The 20,327-nt window shown below is 34.3% G+C and carries 18 protein-coding genes; 13 read left to right on the top strand and 5 right to left on the bottom strand.

The window, feature by feature from the left end; translation table 11 throughout:
* Nucleotides 1-217: 217 nt before the first annotated feature.
* Both PL77_RS01665 and PL77_RS01670 read left to right on the top strand, forming a co-directional pair.
* Entirely contained in the window at nucleotides 218-673 is a 456-nt protein-coding gene (locus PL77_RS01665) for a helix-turn-helix domain-containing protein (RefSeq protein WP_044201071.1), read from the top strand.
* On the top strand, nucleotides 670-1,332 hold the full coding sequence (locus PL77_RS01670; RefSeq protein WP_253273956.1) for an IS630 family transposase: 663 nt from the start codon (nucleotides 670-672) through the stop codon (nucleotides 1,330-1,332). The genes PL77_RS01665 and PL77_RS01670 overlap by 4 nt, the downstream gene beginning before the upstream one ends.
* 402 nt (nucleotides 1,333-1,734) lie before the next feature.
* Here PL77_RS01670 and sucD read toward each other — a convergent pair whose 3' ends face one another.
* Nucleotides 1,735-2,613 carry a succinate--CoA ligase subunit alpha gene (gene sucD / locus PL77_RS01675; protein WP_044201074.1) on the bottom strand — a complete coding sequence of 293 codons (879 nt, stop codon included), beginning with the start codon at nucleotides 2,611-2,613 and terminating at the stop codon, nucleotides 1,735-1,737.
* Nucleotides 2,614-2,790: 177 nt separating this feature from the next.
* Between sucD and yidD the strand changes: the two genes are divergently transcribed.
* The 4 genes from yidD to PL77_RS01690 all read left to right on the top strand — a co-directional run bounded on the left by yidD (nucleotide 2,791) and on the right by PL77_RS01690 (nucleotide 6,298).
* Nucleotides 2,791-3,012 (top strand): membrane protein insertion efficiency factor YidD, encoded by a 222-nt coding sequence (yidD, locus tag PL77_RS31440; protein WP_082026351.1) that lies wholly within the window; start codon nucleotides 2,791-2,793, stop codon nucleotides 3,010-3,012.
* A 172-nt stretch (nucleotides 3,013-3,184) separates the two neighbouring features.
* Nucleotides 3,185-4,300 carry a C1 family peptidase gene (locus tag PL77_RS01680; protein WP_052444089.1) on the top strand — a complete coding sequence of 372 codons (1,116 nt, stop codon included), beginning with the start codon at nucleotides 3,185-3,187 and terminating at the stop codon, nucleotides 4,298-4,300.
* A 59-nt stretch (nucleotides 4,301-4,359) separates the two neighbouring features.
* Nucleotides 4,360-4,809, top strand: a complete 450-nt coding sequence (locus tag PL77_RS01685; RefSeq protein ID WP_052444090.1) for an FdtA/QdtA family cupin domain-containing protein — start codon at nucleotides 4,360-4,362, stop codon at nucleotides 4,807-4,809.
* Nucleotides 4,810-4,978: 169 nt separating this feature from the next.
* Nucleotides 4,979-6,298 (top strand): lipopolysaccharide assembly protein LapB, encoded by a 1,320-nt coding sequence (locus PL77_RS01690; RefSeq protein WP_044201076.1) that lies wholly within the window; start codon nucleotides 4,979-4,981, stop codon nucleotides 6,296-6,298.
* Between the two features lie 77 nt (nucleotides 6,299-6,375).
* Here PL77_RS01690 and PL77_RS01695 read toward each other — a convergent pair whose 3' ends face one another.
* Complete coding sequence (locus tag PL77_RS01695) at nucleotides 6,376-7,122, bottom strand: porin family protein (protein ID WP_082026352.1); 747 nt, start codon at nucleotides 7,120-7,122, stop codon at nucleotides 6,376-6,378.
* A 185-nt stretch (nucleotides 7,123-7,307) separates the two neighbouring features.
* On the opposite strand from PL77_RS01695, the gene PL77_RS01700 reads away from it, so the two are divergent.
* On the top strand, nucleotides 7,308-8,198 hold the full coding sequence (locus tag PL77_RS01700; protein ID WP_044201081.1) for a fructosamine kinase family protein: 891 nt from the start codon (nucleotides 7,308-7,310) through the stop codon (nucleotides 8,196-8,198).
* 364 nt (nucleotides 8,199-8,562) lie between these two features.
* Here the strand turns inward: PL77_RS01700 and PL77_RS01705 are convergent, their stop codons facing one another.
* On the bottom strand, nucleotides 8,563-9,420 hold the full coding sequence (locus PL77_RS01705; protein ID WP_044201082.1) for an NAD(P)H-binding protein: 858 nt from the start codon (nucleotides 9,418-9,420) through the stop codon (nucleotides 8,563-8,565).
* A gap of 467 nt (nucleotides 9,421-9,887) precedes the next feature.
* On the opposite strand from PL77_RS01705, the gene PL77_RS01710 reads away from it, so the two are divergent.
* From PL77_RS01710 to PL77_RS01720, 3 genes are all read left to right on the top strand, one after another.
* Nucleotides 9,888-11,762, top strand: a complete 1,875-nt coding sequence (locus PL77_RS01710) for a helix-turn-helix domain-containing protein (protein WP_044201084.1) — start codon at nucleotides 9,888-9,890, stop codon at nucleotides 11,760-11,762.
* A gap of 189 nt (nucleotides 11,763-11,951) precedes the next feature.
* Entirely contained in the window at nucleotides 11,952-13,055 is a 1,104-nt protein-coding gene (locus PL77_RS01715) for an Mrp/NBP35 family ATP-binding protein (protein ID WP_044201085.1), read from the top strand.
* Between the two features lie 34 nt (nucleotides 13,056-13,089).
* Complete coding sequence (locus PL77_RS01720; RefSeq protein WP_044201087.1) at nucleotides 13,090-13,341, top strand: NifU family protein; 252 nt, start codon at nucleotides 13,090-13,092, stop codon at nucleotides 13,339-13,341.
* A 67-nt stretch (nucleotides 13,342-13,408) separates the two neighbouring features.
* Here the strand turns inward: PL77_RS01720 and PL77_RS01725 are convergent, their stop codons facing one another.
* A complete protein-coding gene (locus PL77_RS01725; protein ID WP_052444091.1) occupies nucleotides 13,409-15,976 on the bottom strand; it encodes a DUF5916 domain-containing protein in 2,568 nt (855 codons plus the stop codon).
* A 772-nt stretch (nucleotides 15,977-16,748) separates the two neighbouring features.
* On the opposite strand from PL77_RS01725, the gene PL77_RS01730 reads away from it, so the two are divergent.
* The 3 genes from PL77_RS01730 to PL77_RS01740 are packed head-to-tail and all read left to right on the top strand — an operon-like array spanning nucleotide 16,749 to nucleotide 18,776.
* Nucleotides 16,749-17,210, top strand: a complete 462-nt coding sequence (locus PL77_RS01730) for a hypothetical protein (protein WP_156152209.1) — start codon at nucleotides 16,749-16,751, stop codon at nucleotides 17,208-17,210.
* Nucleotides 17,207-18,199: an RHS repeat-associated core domain-containing protein gene (locus PL77_RS30110; protein WP_052444092.1), complete on the top strand. Its 993-nt coding sequence runs from the start codon at nucleotides 17,207-17,209 to the stop codon at nucleotides 18,197-18,199. The genes PL77_RS01730 and PL77_RS30110 overlap by 4 nt, the downstream gene beginning before the upstream one ends.
* Entirely contained in the window at nucleotides 18,189-18,776 is a 588-nt protein-coding gene (locus PL77_RS01740) for a hypothetical protein (protein WP_044201091.1), read from the top strand. The genes PL77_RS30110 and PL77_RS01740 overlap by 11 nt, the downstream gene beginning before the upstream one ends.
* A gap of 137 nt (nucleotides 18,777-18,913) precedes the next feature.
* On the opposite strand, the gene PL77_RS01745 is transcribed toward PL77_RS01740, so the two are convergent.
* On the bottom strand, nucleotides 18,914-20,206 hold the full coding sequence (locus PL77_RS01745; RefSeq protein ID WP_044201093.1) for an aminopeptidase P family protein: 1,293 nt from the start codon (nucleotides 20,204-20,206) through the stop codon (nucleotides 18,914-18,916).
* Between the last annotated feature and the right edge of the window lie 121 nt (nucleotides 20,207-20,327).

Consider the following 20,327-nt stretch of genomic DNA (forward strand, 5'->3'; position numbering starts at 1 on the left):
TGACGCTTTTCCCTTCAAGGCCAAGGGAATAAGTAGCAAATGAATTGGGTAGAATGTTCACTGGCGCGAATGTTAAGCGTTAGCGGCATTCGTGTCCTACAGATCAGTAGAAATCTCCTGATTTCTAAATACCTTAAATATTCGAAAACTTAGTTTACAATGTACTAATACACTGTAAACTATATTTTCGTAAATTGAGGTTCTTAAATTTAAAGAAATGAAAAGAGATCATATTCAATTAAGTGAAGAAGAAAAAAATCACATCAAAGAACTTCTTTCTAAAGGTGATATAAAATCAAGAGTAAGTCTTCGTTTGACTTCTTTACTATTGCTCAATGAGCACAAAACATATAAGGAAGTGGCTTCTATTTTACAAGTAAGACTAGCCACTGTTTCAGATTGGAAAAAGAAATATAAGTTAGAAGGTTTAAAGTCTTTACTGGAAGAAAAACCTCGAAGTGGCCGTCCTGCAGGTCTAACAGGTGAAAATAAGGCAAAAATTACGGCATTAGCTTGCAGTATTCCTCCTGAGGGTTATTCTAGATGGACCTTAAGAATGTTGGCTGATAAAGTAGTCGAATTAGGTTATGTAGATGAAATCTCCCATACACATGTTCAAGAAATATTGAAAAAAACGAACTTAAGCCTCACCTCAAAAAACAGTGGTGTATAAGTAGAATGACAGGAGAGTTTATTGCAAGGATGGAACAGATCTTATGGTTATATAACCAGCCTTATGATCCGAAATACCCTGTAATATGCTTTGACGAACGTCCTTGTTTCTTGATTGGAGATAAAGTGGATCCTATACCCATGCGAAATGGAAAAGTAAAGAAGGAACATTATAGTTATGAAAAAAATGGTTCGTGTGTATTATTAATGGCGATAGAGCCTTTAACTGGAAAGCGATTTGGTAAAGTCTATAAGCAAAGACGGAAGCAGGAATATGCAGATTTTATGCTTGAATTAAGCCTCTTGTATTCAGGTGCTCACCGAATAAGATTAGTCCAGGACAACTTAAATACACATAATAGTAGCTCTTTTTATCAAAATATGGAAGCCGAAAAAGCATTCGAACTCACTCAGAAATTTGATTTCTATTTCACACCAAAATCTGCAAGCTGGCTTAACATGGTAGAAATTGAATTTTCAGCATTATCAAAACAATGTTTGTCTGATAGAATTCCATCTCAGGAAGAATTAGAAAAAAGAGTGATGGCAGTAATCAAAGATCGGAATGACAAAAAAGTCAAATTCAAATGGCAGTTTACGAAAGAAAATGCCAGAGATATTATGCATAAAAGCTACAATCAAATATTAACGAAAACATAGTTTACAATGTAAGTAGTACATTGTAAACTAAATTACCGTAAGCTTTTGGTTGATTATTCTGCAGGCTTTTATGTTCTACTTTCAAGCTTCATTTTTCCATTGATGAAAAACGAAGCAAAAAATCTAGGCTTAGAAGTTAAAAGCTAAATCTCATTCCTCTCACCTAAATGATTTTAAACTCGCTTTGCTCAAACAACAAAATCATTTTTAACGGCTCAAGTCATGAAATTCTTAACGCTTTTCTCTTCAATGCCGGGGGTAGATATAGCTTAATAATTGTCTGATTACCCATTAAAAGACAAGAGTTTTTGAAATAATCGTCTAAATTTATGAAATAAAAAAAAGCTCAATGACTCTAGGAGTCTATTGAGCTTTTTTATGATTGAAACTCTAAATTAGAGCTTAAGCTTCCACTAGAAGTTTTGCTAAAGTTTCGCCGATATTTGCTGGAGATTTTGATACCGCAATACCACATTCTTCCATAATACGCATTTTAGCTTCTGCAGTATCGTCTTCACCACCAACAATAGCACCTGCGTGACCCATTCTACGTCCTTTAGGAGCAGTTTGGCCAGCAATAAAACCTACAACAGGTTTAGGGTTGCCTTGTTCTTGGATCCATTTTGCAGCTTCAGCTTCATAGTTACCACCGATTTCACCAATCATTACGATAGCGTCAGTATCAGGGTCAGCCATTAATAATTTCACAGCTTCTTTTGTAGAAGTACCAATGATTGGGTCTCCACCAATACCAATGGCAGTAGAAACACCATAGCCTGCTTTTACAATTTGGTCAGCAGCTTCATAAGTTAAAGTACCTGATTTAGATACGATACCTACTTTACCAGGTTTGAAGATAAATCCAGGCATAATACCTACTTTTGCTTCACCTGGAGTGATAACACCTGGACAGTTTGGTCCAATCAGTGTTACGTCCTTACCTTTTAAGTAGTTTTTGGCTTTCACCATGTCTGCAACAGGGATACCTTCTGTAATTGCGATAATTACTTCGATACCAGCGTCTGCTGCTTCCATGATTGCATCTGCCGCAAATGCTGGCGGTACAAAAATGATAGAAACATTAGCACCTGCTCCTTTTACTGCATCTTCTACAGTGTTGAATACAGGGCGATCAAGGTGAGTTTGTCCTCCTTTACCTGGAGTTACACCACCTACTACGTTTGTGCCGTAAGCAATCATTTGCTCGGCGTGGAAAGTGCCCTCAGATCCAGTGAATCCTTGAACAATTACTTTTGAGTCCTTATTGACCAATACACTCATGGTTGCAGTTGGTTATTTGTTAGTAAATATTAATATTACTTTTTGCAGTTGCAATTTATATAATTACATTGTCAAAGTGAATAAAGATCATCCTTTTTATTACATTTTATCATTGGATCGCTCTAAAAAGGCTAAAAAAGGGGTTTTTTATAGCGACTTGTACCCGAATAAGCGAATATGAATAAGGTTTTTTCGAAGATTTTAGTGATTTTGGTTAGAGGTTATCAGTTATTGATTTCACCATACACACCATCTTCTTGTAGGTATACTCCAACATGTTCAGAGTATACAATCCAAGCTTTGAAAAAGCATGGAGTTAAAAAAGGAGGCAAGTTAGCCATCAAAAGAATAAGTAGCTGTCACCCATGGGGAGGAAGTGGTTATGACCCAGTTCCCTAATATTTAAAAGGGCTTCAACTCCGTATTAACTGAAGCAAAAGAAAAAGTAAACTCCGTTTTGGAAGAGGGATTTTGTCAGGTGAAAATTAGAGTTTAAGCCAAAATAAAAGTATATTGTAGCCATGTTACCTTTAAATGGTACTATTTATCTAAAAATTATAAATATTAGAATATGAAAACGCTATCTTTTAAAAGTGTAGTGGCTTCTGTATTAATGGCTGGTATTTCAACTGTCGCTGCTTTTGCCCAAAATGATGCAATCGTAGATGGAACACAACTTAAAGTGGTTCATCAGGTGAAGACTACGCCTGTAAAAAATCAAGGGAGAACGGGGACTTGTTGGAGTTTTTCTACAACTTCATTTATCGAGTCAGAGTTGATGAGAAAAGGAAAGGGAGAATTTGACCTTTCAGAAATGTATTTTGTGAGAAATACTTACCCAGAAAAAGCAGACAGATATATAAGAAGACACGGGAAAACACAGTTTGGAGAAGGAGGATTGGCTCATGACGTCATGAATGTCATCAAGGAAGAAGGTTTTGTTCCTAACAGTGTTTATGATGGAAAAGGTGGTGATAAAGGTATGCACGATCATCAAGAATTATTTGGTGTAATGGAAAGCATGCTCAACACATTAGCTTCTTCTAAAAAATTGACAACGAAGTGGAAATCAGCATTAGAATCTGTTTTAGATGCCTATATGGGAGCTAAACCGACTTCATTTACTGTTGATGGAAAAGAATACACTCCTCAGGAATTTGCACAAGCAATGGATTTTAATCCGAGCGATTACGTGGAGCTGACTTCATTTACTAATCATACTGATTACAAACCTTGCGTTCTTGAGATTCCAGATAACTGGTCAGATGGAATATATTATAATTTACCCTTAGCCGATTTACAACAAGTAATGGATAATGCTTTGGATAAAGGTTATTCTTTGGCTTGGGATGGGGATGTAAGCGAAAAGTCATTTTCACACCGTAAAGGAAAAGCTACGATTGAAGATGAAAATGGCGTTGAACCTCAAGTGACAGTAGAAGATCGTCAGGCAGCTTATGAAAATTACATTACTACTGATGACCACCTGATGCATATTGTAGGAATTGTAAAAGATACCGACGGTAAAAAATACTATGTAACAAAAAACTCTTGGGGAGCAAACTCCAATGATTTTGGCGGTTATTTATACATGTCTGAAGGATATATTCAGATGAAAACAGTATCAGTAATGGTACATAAAGACGCGATTCCAAGTTCAATTAAGAAGAAAATTGGATTGATTTAAAGAGATTTATTCCCTAGTGATTCCGGTCACTAGGGAGGCTATTTATACTTATTTGTGCGATGACTCTCAAAAAGAAAGATATTATTAACACTTTGCCTCGAATTATAGATTTAGATGAATTTGGCTCTTATGATGAGGGCTTTATTACAGCAGTAAGCGAATTATCTCAAGTGCCTTTCAGTATTAAAAGGGTATTCTGGACCCATGGAGCAAATAAAGATACCGTTAGAGGAAATCATGCCCATAAAGAAACAGAAGAGGTGATTATTGCAATACAAGGCAGTATCGAAATTGAAGTAATTTTAGAAGACATGAAAAGACGCGTTTATCTGTTAGATAACCCACGTCAAGGTTTATATCTTCCTCCGCATGTATGGAGAACGTTGTACTTCTCGAAAGATGCGATTTCTATTACTTTGGCTTCAACAGATTACAATAAAGACGATTACGAAAAGGACATGGTCAATTGGCTACAAAGAGACTTTTCTGACGATAAATTTTATTCTTAATCGAAGAGTGGAATAATAAATAGAGTTTGTAATTCGTTATTAATCCGAAAAAAACTCTAATTTTAGAGGAATTTAATTTAAAATGTCGTGATTTTTAGTCTATATCATTACTAAAATATGTATAGACTTACAAAATATAAGAGGCACAAACTCAATGTACTCGTTTATTATGGCTCGAACACTATTCAAAATATTTTTACTCTCAGTATGTTTTGTAACATCCGCTACTTTATTCGCTCAAAACGATAAGGCTTTGGATCATTTTGTTAAAGCTGAAAACCTTTTTAATAGTAAACAATATACCAAAGCAATTGATGAGTATTCATTAGCGATTAAAAACGATTCATCGCAGGAAAAGTATTTTTTAAGAAAAGCAAAGTGCCAAGTGGCATTAAAACAATTCAATAATGCTATTGATACTTTTTTAGAAGGACTTTCGAACTTTCCTGAAAATGGAGTGATGAATTTTCAAATTGCCAACCTTTACTTAAGAAAGGATTATTTAGATGATGCAATTTATTATTTCGATAAAGCATTTGATTTTAATGATACTGAAAAAATAAAGGTGACATCGAAGAATCAGATTATTATGATTCTTTTCAAACAAGAAAAGTATGATCAAGTTCGCCCGCATATTAATGATGTTTTGGCAGTAGCTCCCAACAATTATTTAGCACTTTACTATTCAGCAAAGCTGTATAACATGAATGAGGAGTACCCTAAAGCGGTCGATGATATTCATAAAGCATTAGAATATGTAAAGTCCAATAATAAGAATCACTTAGCAAGGTTCTATTATGAATTGGGATATGCTTATTACAACTTGGAAGAGTACGATAAGCTTGATGGGATTATTGAAAAGGCGAATTATGGTTCTTACAGAAAATTGGTGTTGAAATTAACACCTGAGTATAAATATTGGATTGCTTTGTGTTATTATGAAATTTATGATTTTGAAAAATCTACAGATTTATTGTACACTGCATTAAAGCAAGATCAAAGTAATTTAAAAGTACACGAACTTCAGATTAAAATTGCTGAAACAACTTCTGACAAAACAGAACAAATTCAGAAGGCTTACCATATGATTGATAACCTTGACGATCAGCAGATGAAAGTCAAAACGTATCAAGATGTGGCTACTTGGCAATTAGGTTCAGAACATTATATTGATGCTATAAAGTCATGTGATGAGACCTTAGCACTAGATGAATATAATTATATCGTAAAGTATACAAAGGCAGTAGCATTGTTCAAATTAAATCGAACAAAAGAGTCTATGGATGTATTAAACGAATTAGTGAAATACAATGGCTTGGATGTGAAAACAAAGTCAAAATACTACTTCACATTGGGCATTGTAGCTATGAAAGAAAAGGAATACGATCTAGCAATACACTCTTTCAAGAGTGCTAAGTTGGATAAGACTTATAAAGTTGCTGCAGATGAAATTATATCTTATCTGAAGTCTAAGGAAGATAGCATCTGAAGGTAATTTTTACCGGATAAAAAAACACCTATAAACCATGAAAAGTTTATAGGTGTTTTTTTATATCTTAGTTTTGATTAATCTCTTCTTTCCCAACCACTTTCATCGGGTTGCTCTATACTTTGCCCACTTTCGTTATTTTTTGGTTTTTCTTTCCACCCACTGATTGGGATAAGATAAGAAAAAGTAACACCACCGAGCACGGAAGTAGACCCTTCAGTAGAAGTTCTTCTTTCGTTTTCTAAAACATTCATCATACTCGCTGCAAAGCGTCCTTCTACCTGGAAATGTCCAATTTTAGTGATGAGGTTTAGTCCACCACCACCTGCAATAGAGAGAGTAAATGGATTAACAGGCTTCTCATAATAATCATAACTCTGATCATCAAGATCGGTAATGACTTTTTTAGATTCTCCAATAAGAATATCCAATTGAGGACCTAGAGTGATGAAAAATTGTAGGTTTTTCTTTCCTATATAAATATGAGTAAGAAAGGGAACTTGGATGTATTCAAATTTCCTATTATAGATTTCCTGAGTAATATCAAAGCGGTTGACTTCAGTCCAGCCAATAGCATTATAATTGACCTCAAGTTGTGCTCCAAAATACTTTTCTGCATGGTATTTCATCACTACACCAAAACTAGGTGAAGTTTCTGGTAAGGTACTGATTGCAGGAAGGAAACCAATTGATGTAGAGAAATAACCTCCTTTTATACCAGCGGAAATCTTAGCTGGTTTGAGAATATTTTTTTGTGCGAATGTTGAAGTTGACAACAAAAACACGGAGAAGATGACTAAGAAGGTTCTATAAATTAGATGCATGTAAAAAATAATATATCTAGCATAACTTTCAGTAAAGATAATATCTAATTCTAATGTTTGATAAAAACTGTAGTATAAATTACAACTTATGAAACTTTATCATAAGCTACTTTTATTTCATTTGACTAAATTGGAAACAATTGTCAAAAGAAAAATTGTTAGGACTATATTAATGTGATAGCAGAATGTCAGAAGATCCACACACTTTTTATCAATCTTTATTACAAAAAGAACTAGGGACACATATTCGGTTAAGGGAATATCGTTCCATCTCAGGTGGTTGTATTAATGAAGCCTTTAAGATGAAAACAAATCAAGGCGATTATTTTTTAAAGGTAAATACACATATGCCTCTCCATTTTTTTGAAATGGAAAAAGAGGGACTCCTTTTATTAACTGATAAATCAAACTTTACGATTCCTAATGTTATCGCTTTGGGGACATTTGAGGGAGTACAGTATATTATTTTGGAATTTATTGAAGGTAGACGAACATCCACTAACTTTTGGGAATCGTTGGGGAGTAAGCTTGCCGAATTACATCAAAATAGTCATGAGACCTTTGGTGGTGTTCGTGATAATTATATTGGTGAATTACCTCAGTCAAACCAAAGTAAAGAAAACTGGTTGGACTTTTTTATTGAAGAAAGACTTCTACCTCAGGTTCATTTAGGAGTCCAAAATGGAGTTATTCCTCAAAAATATATCGAAAGTACGAATGCTCTCCGTCAACTTTTGAAAGACTATTTTCCGGAAGAAAAACCTTCATTATTGCACGGTGATTTGTGGAGTGGAAATACGATGTATGATACAGAAGGACAGCCCTGTATTATTGATCCGGCAGTGTATTATGGACATAGAGAAGCGGAATTAGCATTTACGACGCTATTTGGAGGTTTTGATAAATTGTTTTTCGAGGTTTATAATGAAGTTTTCCCATGGGAAAAGGGGATAGAAGAGCGCTTGGAGGTTTATAATATCTACCCCTTATTAGTGCATACCAATCTTTTTGGTGGAGGGTATTTGGAACAGGTAAATGAAATCTATAAGAGAATTGATAATGCTTTGGGCTATTAAAAAATACTTTTTGAGGTAAAAGGAGAGGGGCTTATTTCGGTTTAAATCAAAGTATCTCGATTTATTTATCTCTTCAATATTTATGGACAGTTTTCCCTAAAAAAGTTGAAGATCAGAGTATAAACTAATTTCGATTTTCTTTTATCGAAAGAAAATGGGGGTTTGTCGAAAAAAGAATCACTTTAAACGAAATAGTATAAAAGTAAATATTTAATAACTTAACTTTACAATACACTTAATGATTAAGTGTCTCGAGCTTAAAAAAGTTCATCTGTTTTATGACAGAATAGATATTTAATTACATTATTTGGTTTAATTGTTAAGGGGAGAGAAACTCACTGTTTTGCAGTGAGTTTCTTTTTTTTTATTTCATTTCATCATAAATAAAATCAGTAGGGTTCTCATATAAAAATGTGAAACCGATTTTATCTTGTATTTTTTGACTATCTACGATTTTGAAAGGCGGTGCAGATGCAGGAGAAATAAATGTAGGTACAATATAATTTCCATATTTAGCGGTAGCTTCATAAACAATCCTTTTTGGAGGGTGTTCAGGTGCCACTAAGTTGAAAACCTTATTCCAGCTATTATGATCATTGATTTCAAGTACTTTCATAATCGCTCTTATAACATCATCTCTAAAAACATAGTTCACTGGAATGTCACCTGTAATTAAATCTTTTTTGCCGTCTACATATTTTGCAGGGATTCTATCGTATCCCATCAGTCCACCACATCGTAGTATAGTGGCGTCAAGATCAGTATTAATTCTAAGTACTTCCTCTGCTAATATTACAGATCTAGAACGAGGGCTATCAGATGAAGCTGCATTTTCATTGACAATGGCGTTTACATCTTTATAAACGCTTGTTGAACTTGTATAGATAACTTTATTGACAGGCAGTTTCTCAATTTCATCTCTGATACCTTTTATTTGTTCTGCATGAAAAGTCATCATTTTATGCTGACTAAACCTTGGTGCCATACAAATAATAACAGCATCAGTATCTAATAAATCTATTAAACCATCAGTATCATTGCAGGTAGGATCAAATCGCAGGAAATAGCCTTTCGCTCCTAATTGCTCTATGGTCGCTATTTTTGATTTAGTTCCAGTACTAGCTTTAACTTCAAAACCATTTTCTATTAATGTGGAAATAAGAGGAAGGCCAAGCCAACCTGCTCCAATGATGCTCACACGCTTTATTTCGGGGAAACTCATAGTTGTTTTTAGTTGAATGTATAAAAAGAGTTTTAAAAAAAGAGTATATTTCTAGTAGACTCTAAATTTATTGACACAAAAAGTATTGCTAACAGGAAAGATACATATAAGCATGTAAAATTCCACTTTAAAGCAGTACTAATATTTATTGAAATAAAAGTGAATGATTTTTCACATTTAAGGTGATTTCATTCATAAAGCACCATTAATTTTGTACTCATAATCTTAATTTTTCAAATTAAAATTACATTATAACACAATTAATTCGTGTTAAAGTGTTGTCTTGTCGATGGTAATCTTTAATTTCAAGTTATCTTTAGAAACAACATCGCTCAATCATGATGAAGAGTTTATCTGGAAGCTTTGCTTTTTTTATTAAACAAAAGGTTCCAGAAATGTTCGAATAACTGTATTAATTAGTTTACACTTTAATAAGTTTTCAATACCATTGACTAGCATGAAATAGAATGAATAACAGAACACTACATCTATTTTACCTTCTTTTAATTTTTTTAAATTTTCCAAGCTTCTCTAATGCTGAAAACGGAGAAATGGTTTTTAAAATTATTGAATTACCAGAGTTTACTCCTGACTCTGCAGACATTTATTTAGCTTCCTCACTAAACCAATGGTCTCCAAATGATGAAAAGTATAAGTTTAAAAGGAGTCATGATGGGTATTATTATTTAAAACTCCCCAGAATGGATGAGTCATTTCAGTATAAGTTTACGAGAGGATCTTGGGAATCTGTAGAATCTACTGAAAATGGAGATTTAAAGCCGAACAGATATTACGATCCGGAAAGTCCATCGATGATTGAAATACAAATTTATTCATGGCAGGACCTTGCAAACCAAATGGAGGAAAGGATACAATTGATTGTAACCGAACTTCCAGAAGCTACACCGTATGACGCCAGTTTATTTGTCGTTGGCGATTTTAATAATTGGAAGCCATTGGATCTTGAAAGTAAGATGGTGAAGCATTCGGATGGGTTTTATTACCTGACTTTGCCCACCGGGTTAAGAAAGTTTGAATACAAGATCACCAGAGGTTCTTGGGAGTCTGTAGAAGGGAGAGAAAATGGTAGAGCGATTCCCAACCGTGTTTATGATGTAGCTGTAGATGGGTGGAAGAAAACAATCAAAATCCGTTCATGGGAAGACTTGTCAGGTAGTACAACTACGCCTTATATGTTTTTACTATTATTAGGTGCATTCCAAGGCTTGTTATTAATTTTCTCAATTTTTGGAATACAAGAAAATAACAGGAGGGCCAATGTTGTACTAGCAGTATTGATTTTATTTACCTCTATAGCTTTAATGTCTAGAGTAGCCATGTATTACAGGGATATATTTCAGATGTTTCCAAAGATATATCTTATCCCGGAAATGCTATTGTTGATCTATGGTCCTTTGTTTTTCATATATATTAAGCAACTCACGGAATCTGAATCAAAGTCAAAAGAAATCTTTGTTCGTTTGATTCCGTTTGGCATTCAAGTACTTGCATACCTTCCACTTTTTGCACTGTCAAATGATCAATTCGAATACGGTGTTTTAAATAAACATTATGAGGTATTCTTCAACACTATTGGTGGTTTGGGGTTGATTTTTAGTGCTTATTATTGGTGGAAATGTAAATGGTTATTAAGGTATCAACATCATCATAGTATGAACATTCTTTCAGAAGAGAGAAATATTAATTACCTCAATGGAGTAATGTTGGTATATGCTACTTGCTTGGCGATTTGGAGTTTGATGTATGTTGTAGGTATAGGAGGGGTATTTTTCGATTATTCACCTCAAAATATCATCAATATGCTTACTGATACGTTATGGTTAATTATTGCATGTATTTCATTTATAATGGGCTATTATGCAATGAATCAACCTGAAATATTGAGAGTGGCAGAGGAAGAAGAAATCAAAAGTATTGTTGAAGCTAAAGTAGAGGAGGAAGTGGAAGAGAAAGCACCTCAAGGTTTGACGGAAGAACAGCTTTTACTGAAAGAAAAATTGGCTCAAGAAATGAATGAGCATAAATTATATACCAATTCAAGGTTGACTTTACCCGAACTTGCTCATCATCTTAAGACAAGTACGCATGATATTTCTAAGGTCATTAATGACGGATATCAGAAGAACTTTTATGATTTTATAAATGGCTACAGAATTAATGCATTTATTGAGGAGGTAAATAAGGATACACATCAAGAATTGACGTATTTAGGGCACGCTTATAATGTGGGCTTTAACTCTAAAACAGCCTTTAATAGAGCGTTTAAAAAGGAGAAAAAGAAAACACCAACGCAGTTTTTTCAACAATTAGTTTCTCAGTAATTAAATATGCCCTTTAAATAAGTTAATTTATTATAATTATTTTATGGTATGTTGTTGATTCTTTGGGAAATATTTAAATCTCAATATTTATACTATTATATTTGTAATTAATCTAAATAAGAATAAGGTTTACAATATCTTTTGTATTAATTTTGTGCCAACAAATATCTAATTGAGGAATATAGGAATATGGCATATACGCAAGATGATATAATTAAGGCCTTATCAACTGTAGAAGAGCCAGATTTAAAGAAAGATTTAGTTTCTTTAAATATGATTAAGGATGTGGAGGTAGAAGGTAATAAAGTATCTTTTACTGTAGTTTTAACTACACCTGCTTGTCCATTAAAAGAGTTAATAAGACAGCGTTGTGAAGACGCTATACATAGAGATGTTGCTGAAGATTTGGAGATAACTGTAAATATGACTGCAGAAGTAACCTCCCTTCAACAACGCGGACCAGTGTTACCAGGCGTGAAAAACGTAATTGCGGTTTCATCTGGAAAAGGTGGCGTAGGGAAATCTACTGTCACTGCAAACCTTGCTTTAGCACTTGCAGAAACAGGAGCAAAAGTAGGTGTAATGGATGCTGATGTATATGGACCTTCAATTCCTACAATGTTCAATTGTGAGAATGCTCAGCCAGGAGTTGTGCAAAGAGGAGAGAAAAACGTCATTATTCCAATCGAAAAATATGGAGTAAAGCTATTGTCAATTGGTTTCTTAACACCTTCAGATAATGCTGTAGTATGGAGAGGACCAATGGCTAGTTCGGCAATTCGTCAGTTCTTCATGGATACAGATTGGGGAGAATTGGACTACTTATTGATTGATTTACCTCCAGGTACAGGTGATATTCATTTATCATTAGTACAAACTGCAAAAGTGACAGGTGCTGTCATTGTCTCTACACCACAAAAAGTAGCTTTAGCAGATGCTGTAAGAGGATACAAAATGTTTGCTTCTAAAGATGTAAATGTTCCTATCCTTGGTGTCGTAGAGAATATGGCTTACTTTACTCCAGCAGAACTACCTGACAACAAATATTACCTGTTTGGTCAGGATGGAGCAAAAACATTTGCACGTAGGTATGAGTTACCTTTCCTAGGAGAAGTGCCTTTGGTACAGAGTGTTAGAGAAGGTGGCGATGATGGAGTGCCGGTTGTAATGGAAGAAGGTAACCCAGCAGGTAAAGCTTTCGTTAGCATTGCAGAGTCTTTAGCAAGAAATGTAGCCATTAGAAATGCAGAATTGCCAGAGACAGACCAAGTAGAAATTAAGACTTGGGAATAATAAAAGATATTAACGCCTTAATAGGATTACATATATGAGTGAAACATTAATTAATGAAGTAGAAAAAGCCTTAGAAACAATTCGTCCTTATTTGGAGGCGGATGGTGGAAATGCCAAAGTAGTCGAAGTTACTGAAGATGGTGTAGCTAAAGTGGAGTTGTTGGGAGCTTGTGGTGATTGCCCTATGTCAGCGATGACATTGAAGGCTGGAATAGAGCAGGCCATAATTAATGCAGTACCAGAGGTGAAAAAAGTTGAGGCCATCAATATGACAGTAGAGTCTTAGGACTTCACTGTTTGTAAAATAAGCAATAAGCCACTTCGCTTTATACAAGTGAAGTGGCTTATTGTGTTTAAAGCATTCTTTTGACCTGACCATAATCCAAGAAATAACTCAAACGTATAGAAAGCGTATTCAGCTGAGGCTCTTCCCACATTTCCTTCATGTTGTCTGAGAAGTTGGTTTCAGAATTGTGAGTGGAAGATTTTAATTCATTTCTCCACATAGCGGTAAGAAAACTACCCGGAAGGAACTCCCAACTGTAAGAAAGCTCCATGTCAAATGTATTATAATTGGTGTTTTGTGTATGCTCACCGTTTTCATCAAGGTCTGTATAATCTGTGGTTAACAGGTCACCTGTTGTTGATAAATCAAAAAACTCATCATAATCTACTCTTCTCCAATAATGTCTTAAACGTAGTTTCATGGACATTTTAGGATTGAAATAATATTTAGAAGTAAAATTGTTCTCAAACGTTTTGACGTCTCTATTGCCATAAATTACACTTTCCACATCACCATTATCTTCGTGAAGTGTGGTCACATACCCCTTCTCATCCCTCTGATTGTTCCAAGATACAGAATGTGTGAGGTCAAAACGATCCGTAGCTCTGTAGGTTTGATTATAAGAAATAAAATTATCCAACTGAGAAAATTCTGGTCTTGCCCAATAGGATATTCTCACACTTCCCGTATATAAGTTTCTACTGTCTGAATTGATTGTAAAGCCTCCACCATGTGACATGTACTCTTTGAAGTAATAACCGTGCTCTCTTGGTCCAAAATAATCATAAGATATTCCAGGATGGATATAACTATCAACGTTCATACTCCAAAAGTTATTAAACAGGAAATAACCATCTGCCCATACTTTCCTACTTGTGAAAGTTCTAGGATTGTAAAGCCAATTTTCATCATAACCTACTCTCAACCAGTAGCGTTGATAAAATGGTCCCGCTTCAAATTGATTATAAGAGGCATTCGAATAAAACCCAATTTTATTTACTGCGGAGTTATACCCCATATCATTAGGGTTGTAAGTGTCTGATTCAATATTTGATGATGCCCAATAACGCCACTTTCCACTCACTTTACCACCTCCAACATCGATTCTATGTCCTAGTTGAGTATAACCTTTTTGTTGTGTTTGTCCATTTTCACTTTCTTCTGAAGGAAAAAACTCCTGGCTCAAAGCACCAAAACCTCTGACTCTATACGTATTGGTTCGGTCAAAGAAATTGAAATCGGTTGAAGTAACATTCGAAGATTTAAATCCTTCTCCTCTATAGACGTTAGCGTTCATCACTCCAATCTTAGAGTTGTTGGGTAATGCTTGTTCTACAGAGATGATATTAAAATTAGTTACTGGATCAGCGAGTTCTTCTCTTCTTTCTCCTGTAGTACTATCTTCTATGATGGCAAAGGTTTCATTGGTAATAGAGTTTAAAATACCCACTCCGAGTCCTTTTTCTGTAATACCCGTCAGTTTTGTATTATTAAGAATAGGAGCATCTGAAGGTTTATAAATAAAGGCTTCATTTTCTCTGAGTACTTCATCGCCAGGATTATTATGGTTTTGACCGATCCTTCTGGAGTAAAACTGATCCCATTTATTGAAGATGGTGGTACCTTGGGTGAAAAAATCCCTAAACTCTCCAAATTGCACTTCATAGGCAGAGAGGTTCAATACTTGGTTGTCTGCTTGTACTTGAGAGAAATCGGGAATTAAACTTACATCTAAAGTAAAACTTTGACCTAAACCTACCTTTATATCTGCTCCACCTGAAAAAGTGTGTGCAAATTGCCCTCCTTGTTGACCAATAGAAACATTACTAATATAAGGTGTAAGCGAGAGTCTAATTGGTGGATTGACATCGTAGATTCCTCTGAGTGTACCAAATTGATTGACATATCCTGACTTATTGGCATCAACAGCATTCCAATAAGAAGTCTCACCCGAACGAGCGATGACCCTACCAAAGTTCAATCCCCATATTTGTTCTTTTCCATCGGGCATTCTCAATGCTCTATAGGGGATTTCCATTTCAACAGCCCATCCTTCCTCATTGACCTTTACGGCACTTGTCCATATTTCATTCCAGTTGCCATCCCATCCAGATGTGCCTTGAATACGATCACTTTGTACGCCTGATGCACTTACCACAAATTCATAAGTGTCTTGTTGCGTGTTGTAGGTATCAAAAGAAACAATAAAGAAATCACCACCATTACCGCCTGAGTCTCTTTCTCCCATATTGGTGCGTATGGAGTCTGGTGCTGTGTCATAAAGTTGTGCACTTATATAAATGGCGTAATTGTCATAGGCCACTTGGACTTTGGTCTTTTGGGAAGATTTTTGAAGGTTGTTGGGAGAATTTTGAATAAAATATCCCTCAGAAACATATTTCATTGGAGTGTCTTCAAAGTAAATATAGTTTCTTGTACTGGCCGTAAGCTTATTGATTTGTAACGGATCTTTCCATACCTGATCATCCAAAATGCCATCTATTTTTGGTGGAGAAGCAGTGGGCCAGGCATGCAAATTTTTTCTACTAATATGTTGTGCGTTTAATTGCTGAATTGGTAGAATGATAATTACAATTGACAAGCATAAAAAAAGGTTCACGAATTTAGTTGCCATGCTAGTTAATAAGTTGTGCGTTTGATTGTAGGGTAATAATTCAAAGATATATTACGATACTAAAGATGATTGCGAATTGATTTTGTTTTAATATAGTTGTTGCGAAGTTTCATTTCTTCCATTTGAAGGTATAAAAAAAAGGCCACAATATATTGAAGTACTAATACATTGTATAAACTAAATTAACTTCTAATCGATCTTTCTACTAGCTTTTATAGGGTCTGCTTTCAAGTTCTCTTCTACTTCATTTTTTTTGTATTGAAACAAGAACAAAACAATCAAGGCTTAGAAGTCAAAAGCTAAATTCCATTTCTATCGCCTAAATGATTTTAAGCTCGTTAAATCTCAAACAAGAAAATCATTTTTAACGACTCACTTCATGAAATTTTCAAGTCCGTGGTAGAACTACCAAACTAAAAGAGTAGTAAATCCACTGGTACGAATGTTAAACGATAGCGTGATTCGTGTCCTACAAATCAGCAGAAATTTCCCGATTTCTAAATACTATAAATATTTGAAAACTTAGTTTATGATGTATTAATTACAATTTCAGTATTATATCATCAGCATTCAATAGTTATTAATATTACTTAAGGAAAGGGAGTGTATACTTCGTTCTTTTATGATTTTTTGCATTTTGTTTTAAATATTAATCAAGATCTAAAACTTTTAAGTCAAACCTAAAAAATAGGTGTTATTTTTCTACTAAAGTTTACACGTTGTAATAAGCTTTCTTACTAAACGGGATAATGAAATATAAAAGCAAATGAAGATGCCTGATAGAATTATGGTTAAATATTATGTATTACTATTAGTGGTTGTTTTTTTATTAGGGGGGACTTTAATATCATGCACTAATAATGAATTAGAAATTCAATCTATTGATGTCTATGCTATAAAGTGGTATACTTTTACTGAATATTCATATGATAGTGAAATTATTATTAATCATAGAAAGAAGAAACATTTTAAAATCGAGAATAAAAAGGATTTAAATTTAATAAGTAAAAGGTTATCAAAGCTAAAACCATTAGAAGGCTATGATGATCTTGATGTACGGATGGTATGTCATATTAATTATTCTGATGGTTCAAAAGATGAATTGTGTTTTGGAACTACCATTGTTTCAAAGTATAAGGGAGCTATTTATGAGAAAGATACTATTTTAATTAATACTATTGAAAAGTATTCAACTGTTGATAATAGTATTCGTAAAAGATCAAGAAAAAAATGAAACAACTACTCCACTTCCTATTTATACTTTCTCTCATCAGTATAAATTCCTTCGCACAAAATCCTTTTGAGCAATACAACTACAAACCAAAAGTAGCAACATTAAGCCAAGGAGAATACAATGAATTTCACGACCAAGACACTTTAGTTCAGATTGGATCTGTAATTCTAAATACCAAAACACAAGAAATTGTCGCTTTTGTAAAAAAGGATACACTTTATTCAGAAGCTACTCTTGAGCCTGATATTGTGAGTAGGTGGTTGAGTCCTGATCCTTTGGCGGAGAAGTATCCAAAATGGACTCCATATCATTACGTTCACAATAATCCTTTGAATATGATTGATCCCGATGGACAAGATGGAATTAGGGTGATTGATAAAAAAAATAAGACGATTACGATTAAAGCTGTATATTTTGTACAATCAGCTGATAGGAATTATTATACTTCAAAAGGAAAAACAAAACAATTCGGTGGTTACTCTGAAAAGCAAATTAGCAAAATGCAGGAGGGTACCAATAAGTATCTTAATAAATTAAGCTTGAGGGTTTCTGATGGTGAGTATAAAGGTTATTCAATAAACTTTGATTTAGAATTTAGAGATGGAGGTACTGTTGAACAGAGTAAAAACAGTGCACAAAAGGAAATGCAAGATGGACATTCTATTGGAAATAGTTTTACCAAGGGAGATAGTAATGTTTATTCTGGATTTGCTTCTAAAGAAATTGATAATGGTGATGGTACTATAAGTACTACAACTGTTGGAGGTATTACTATTGGATATAAAGATGTTATGATGAACTCCTCAAAAGATACCAAGATGAATAGAATCCATGAAATTTTTCATACTCTTGGTTTTAGTCACCCAAAAGGTATTGGTGGTTCTGGTGGAATTATGAAATATCCACCAGAGAAACCTAATCAAAATGATGCTAATCAATTAGGTAATGATTCATTCTTACCTGCAGTTATATTAGAGGATGAAAAATAAAATAACTTTATTAGTAATTATATTGGGCGTATCATTTTGGATGTTTGCTGCTGAAAATGATCCATCTAAGGATACTCTATTTTATATTGAGTTTAATATTCGTAGTGAAACGAGTCATCCAATTGTAATGGGTGGAATAATAAAAAAGTTTGATTATTCTAAATTGGATTTAAGTGATGGAGAAAATTTTGTATCAAGCTTTTATGAGCAAGGTTATTTTGTACCAAGTTTATTAATTTACGACCAAGTGATCAAAGAAATTATTAGGATAAATAATGATAGCACCTTGTGTAAATATTTAGGTCAAGGACAAAAGTTAATGAACCTAACAATTGGAAATGGGCGTGAAATTAAGTTGATTTTACAAAGTGGTGAAAATGTCTTTCTTAAGATTACGGAGTTAACAGGACAGTTTTTACATTGCAAAAAAGAAAATATGCAATTGCCTTCAGTTTCAAATGAATACCCTCCAAATAATATTGAAGAAATAGTTGATATTTATATTCCAATTAATATTACAAATTATACAAAACCATCAAAGAAATACATAAAGGAAATAATAAAAAATAAGAATTAGACATAGTTTTTTTATACTCTCTTTTATGTCTAATCTTAATACTAACACTTCTTTTGAATTTACATGTTAAAAAAACACCCTAGCTCAATGTTTTACATCAAACTAGGGTGCAATATATATTAAAGCTATAAAGTGAATTACTTCGCCATAATGCTTTCAATCTCCTCAATCTCGATTGGAATATTTTTCATCAAGTCAAATGGCTCACCTGATTCTTGGATAACGAAGTCGTTTTCAATTCTGATACCCATGTTTTCCTCTCTGATATAAATACCTGGCTCCACTGTAAATACCATTCCAGCTTCAAAAGTTTTATATCTGTTGCCATAGTCATGAACGTCTACGCCAATGTGGTGAGAAGTACCGTGCATAAAGTATTTCTTGTAAGCAGGCCATTTTGGATCTTCGTTCGCAATATCTTCACGAGTGATCAAACCTAAACCTACTAATTCTTCTGTCATCAATTTACCTACTTCCACATGGTAGTCCATCAAGTTGTTGCCTGGAACAAGCATTTTAGCAGCTGCTTTGTGTACTCTTAATACAGCACTGTAAACTGCCGCTTGACGCTCTGTAAACTTACCATTTACTGGGATGGTACGCGTTAAGTCAGAAGCGTAGTTGCCGTACTCACAACCGAAGTCCATTAATAACAAGTCACCGTCTTGACAAACTTGATCGTTGTCGATATAGTGCAATACACAAGCGTTGAAACCTGAAGCAATGATTGGCGTGTAAGCATGTCTTCTTGAGCCATTGCGAACAAACTCGTGAGTGATTTCAGCTTCGATTTCATACTCCTTCACACCTGGCTTTGTGAATTCTAAAACTCTTCTGAAACCTTTCTCAGTGATGTTACAAGCTTTTTGCATAACATCAATCTCAATTTGTGACTTTACAGTACGTAAGTCGTGCATGATTGGTGAAATACGCTCGTATTTATGAAGAGGGAAGTTTTTCATGCATTCCACTCTAAAACGATCATCTGGCGTTTCAACAGTAGTGTCAGCACGAAGGTGCTCGTTTGTGTTCAAGTAGATGTGCTCTGAATCGAAAACAACCGTTTTGAATACTGTATCGAAATCAGATAACCAGTACACCGACTCGATTCCAGAAACTTCAGTAGCCTGTTCTTTTGTCAATTTTGCTCCTTCCCAGATGGCAATTTCCTCATTGGTTTCAATTAAGAAAAGCATTTCTCTATGGGCAGGATCTTTGGCGTCAGGATTGATCACAAGAATACTCTTTTCTTGATCAATACCACTTAAATAGAAGATGTCAGTTTGCTGAATAAATGGCATTGTACCGTCAGCACTAGTAGGCATGATGTCGCTTGAATTGAATACAGCAACTGAATTTGGTTTTAATCTCTCTACTAGACGCTTACGGTTCTCAATGAACAATGTCGAGTCGATTTTTTCGTATCTCATGATTGATCTATGTGTATATATTAATATTTATGATTAACTTTTCGTCAAGTTAAGCGGCAATACGCTTGTACTGCTAAGTACATGGAAAGAAGTAAAGGGATAATTTTAGGTTAATATTTTT

The organism is Flammeovirga sp. OC4 (assembly GCF_000812565.1).
In the GTDB taxonomy this organism is placed as follows: Bacteria; Bacteroidota; Bacteroidia; order Cytophagales; family Flammeovirgaceae; genus Flammeovirga.

What these genes read in the sequence shown, in the direction of transcription:
- PL77_RS01665 (WP_044201071.1), top strand. Translation starts at nt 218, where the DNA reads ATGAAAAGAGATCATATTCAATTAAGTGAAGAAGAAAAAAATCACATC.
- sucD (WP_044201074.1), bottom strand. Translation starts at nt 2,613, where the DNA reads ATGAGTGTATTGGTCAATAAGGACTCAAAAGTAATTGTTCAAGGATTC.
- yidD (WP_082026351.1), top strand. Translation starts at nt 2,791, where the DNA reads ATGAATAAGGTTTTTTCGAAGATTTTAGTGATTTTGGTTAGAGGTTAT.
- PL77_RS01680 (WP_052444089.1), top strand. Translation starts at nt 3,185, where the DNA reads ATGAAAACGCTATCTTTTAAAAGTGTAGTGGCTTCTGTATTAATGGCT.
- PL77_RS01685 (WP_052444090.1), top strand. Translation starts at nt 4,360, where the DNA reads ATGACTCTCAAAAAGAAAGATATTATTAACACTTTGCCTCGAATTATA.
- PL77_RS01690 (WP_044201076.1), top strand. Translation starts at nt 4,979, where the DNA reads ATGGCTCGAACACTATTCAAAATATTTTTACTCTCAGTATGTTTTGTA.
- PL77_RS01695 (WP_082026352.1), bottom strand. Translation starts at nt 7,122, where the DNA reads ATGCATCTAATTTATAGAACCTTCTTAGTCATCTTCTCCGTGTTTTTG.
- PL77_RS01700 (WP_044201081.1), top strand. Translation starts at nt 7,308, where the DNA reads ATGTCAGAAGATCCACACACTTTTTATCAATCTTTATTACAAAAAGAA.
- PL77_RS01705 (WP_044201082.1), bottom strand. Translation starts at nt 9,420, where the DNA reads ATGAGTTTCCCCGAAATAAAGCGTGTGAGCATCATTGGAGCAGGTTGG.
- PL77_RS01710 (WP_044201084.1), top strand. Translation starts at nt 9,888, where the DNA reads ATGAATAACAGAACACTACATCTATTTTACCTTCTTTTAATTTTTTTA.
- PL77_RS01715 (WP_044201085.1), top strand. Translation starts at nt 11,952, where the DNA reads ATGGCATATACGCAAGATGATATAATTAAGGCCTTATCAACTGTAGAA.
- PL77_RS01720 (WP_044201087.1), top strand. Translation starts at nt 13,090, where the DNA reads ATGAGTGAAACATTAATTAATGAAGTAGAAAAAGCCTTAGAAACAATT.
- PL77_RS01725 (WP_052444091.1), bottom strand. Translation starts at nt 15,976, where the DNA reads ATGGCAACTAAATTCGTGAACCTTTTTTTATGCTTGTCAATTGTAATT.
- PL77_RS01730 (WP_156152209.1), top strand. Translation starts at nt 16,749, where the DNA reads ATGCCTGATAGAATTATGGTTAAATATTATGTATTACTATTAGTGGTT.
- PL77_RS30110 (WP_052444092.1), top strand. Translation starts at nt 17,207, where the DNA reads ATGAAACAACTACTCCACTTCCTATTTATACTTTCTCTCATCAGTATA.
- PL77_RS01740 (WP_044201091.1), top strand. Translation starts at nt 18,189, where the DNA reads ATGAAAAATAAAATAACTTTATTAGTAATTATATTGGGCGTATCATTT.
- PL77_RS01745 (WP_044201093.1), bottom strand. Translation starts at nt 20,206, where the DNA reads ATGAGATACGAAAAAATCGACTCGACATTGTTCATTGAGAACCGTAAG.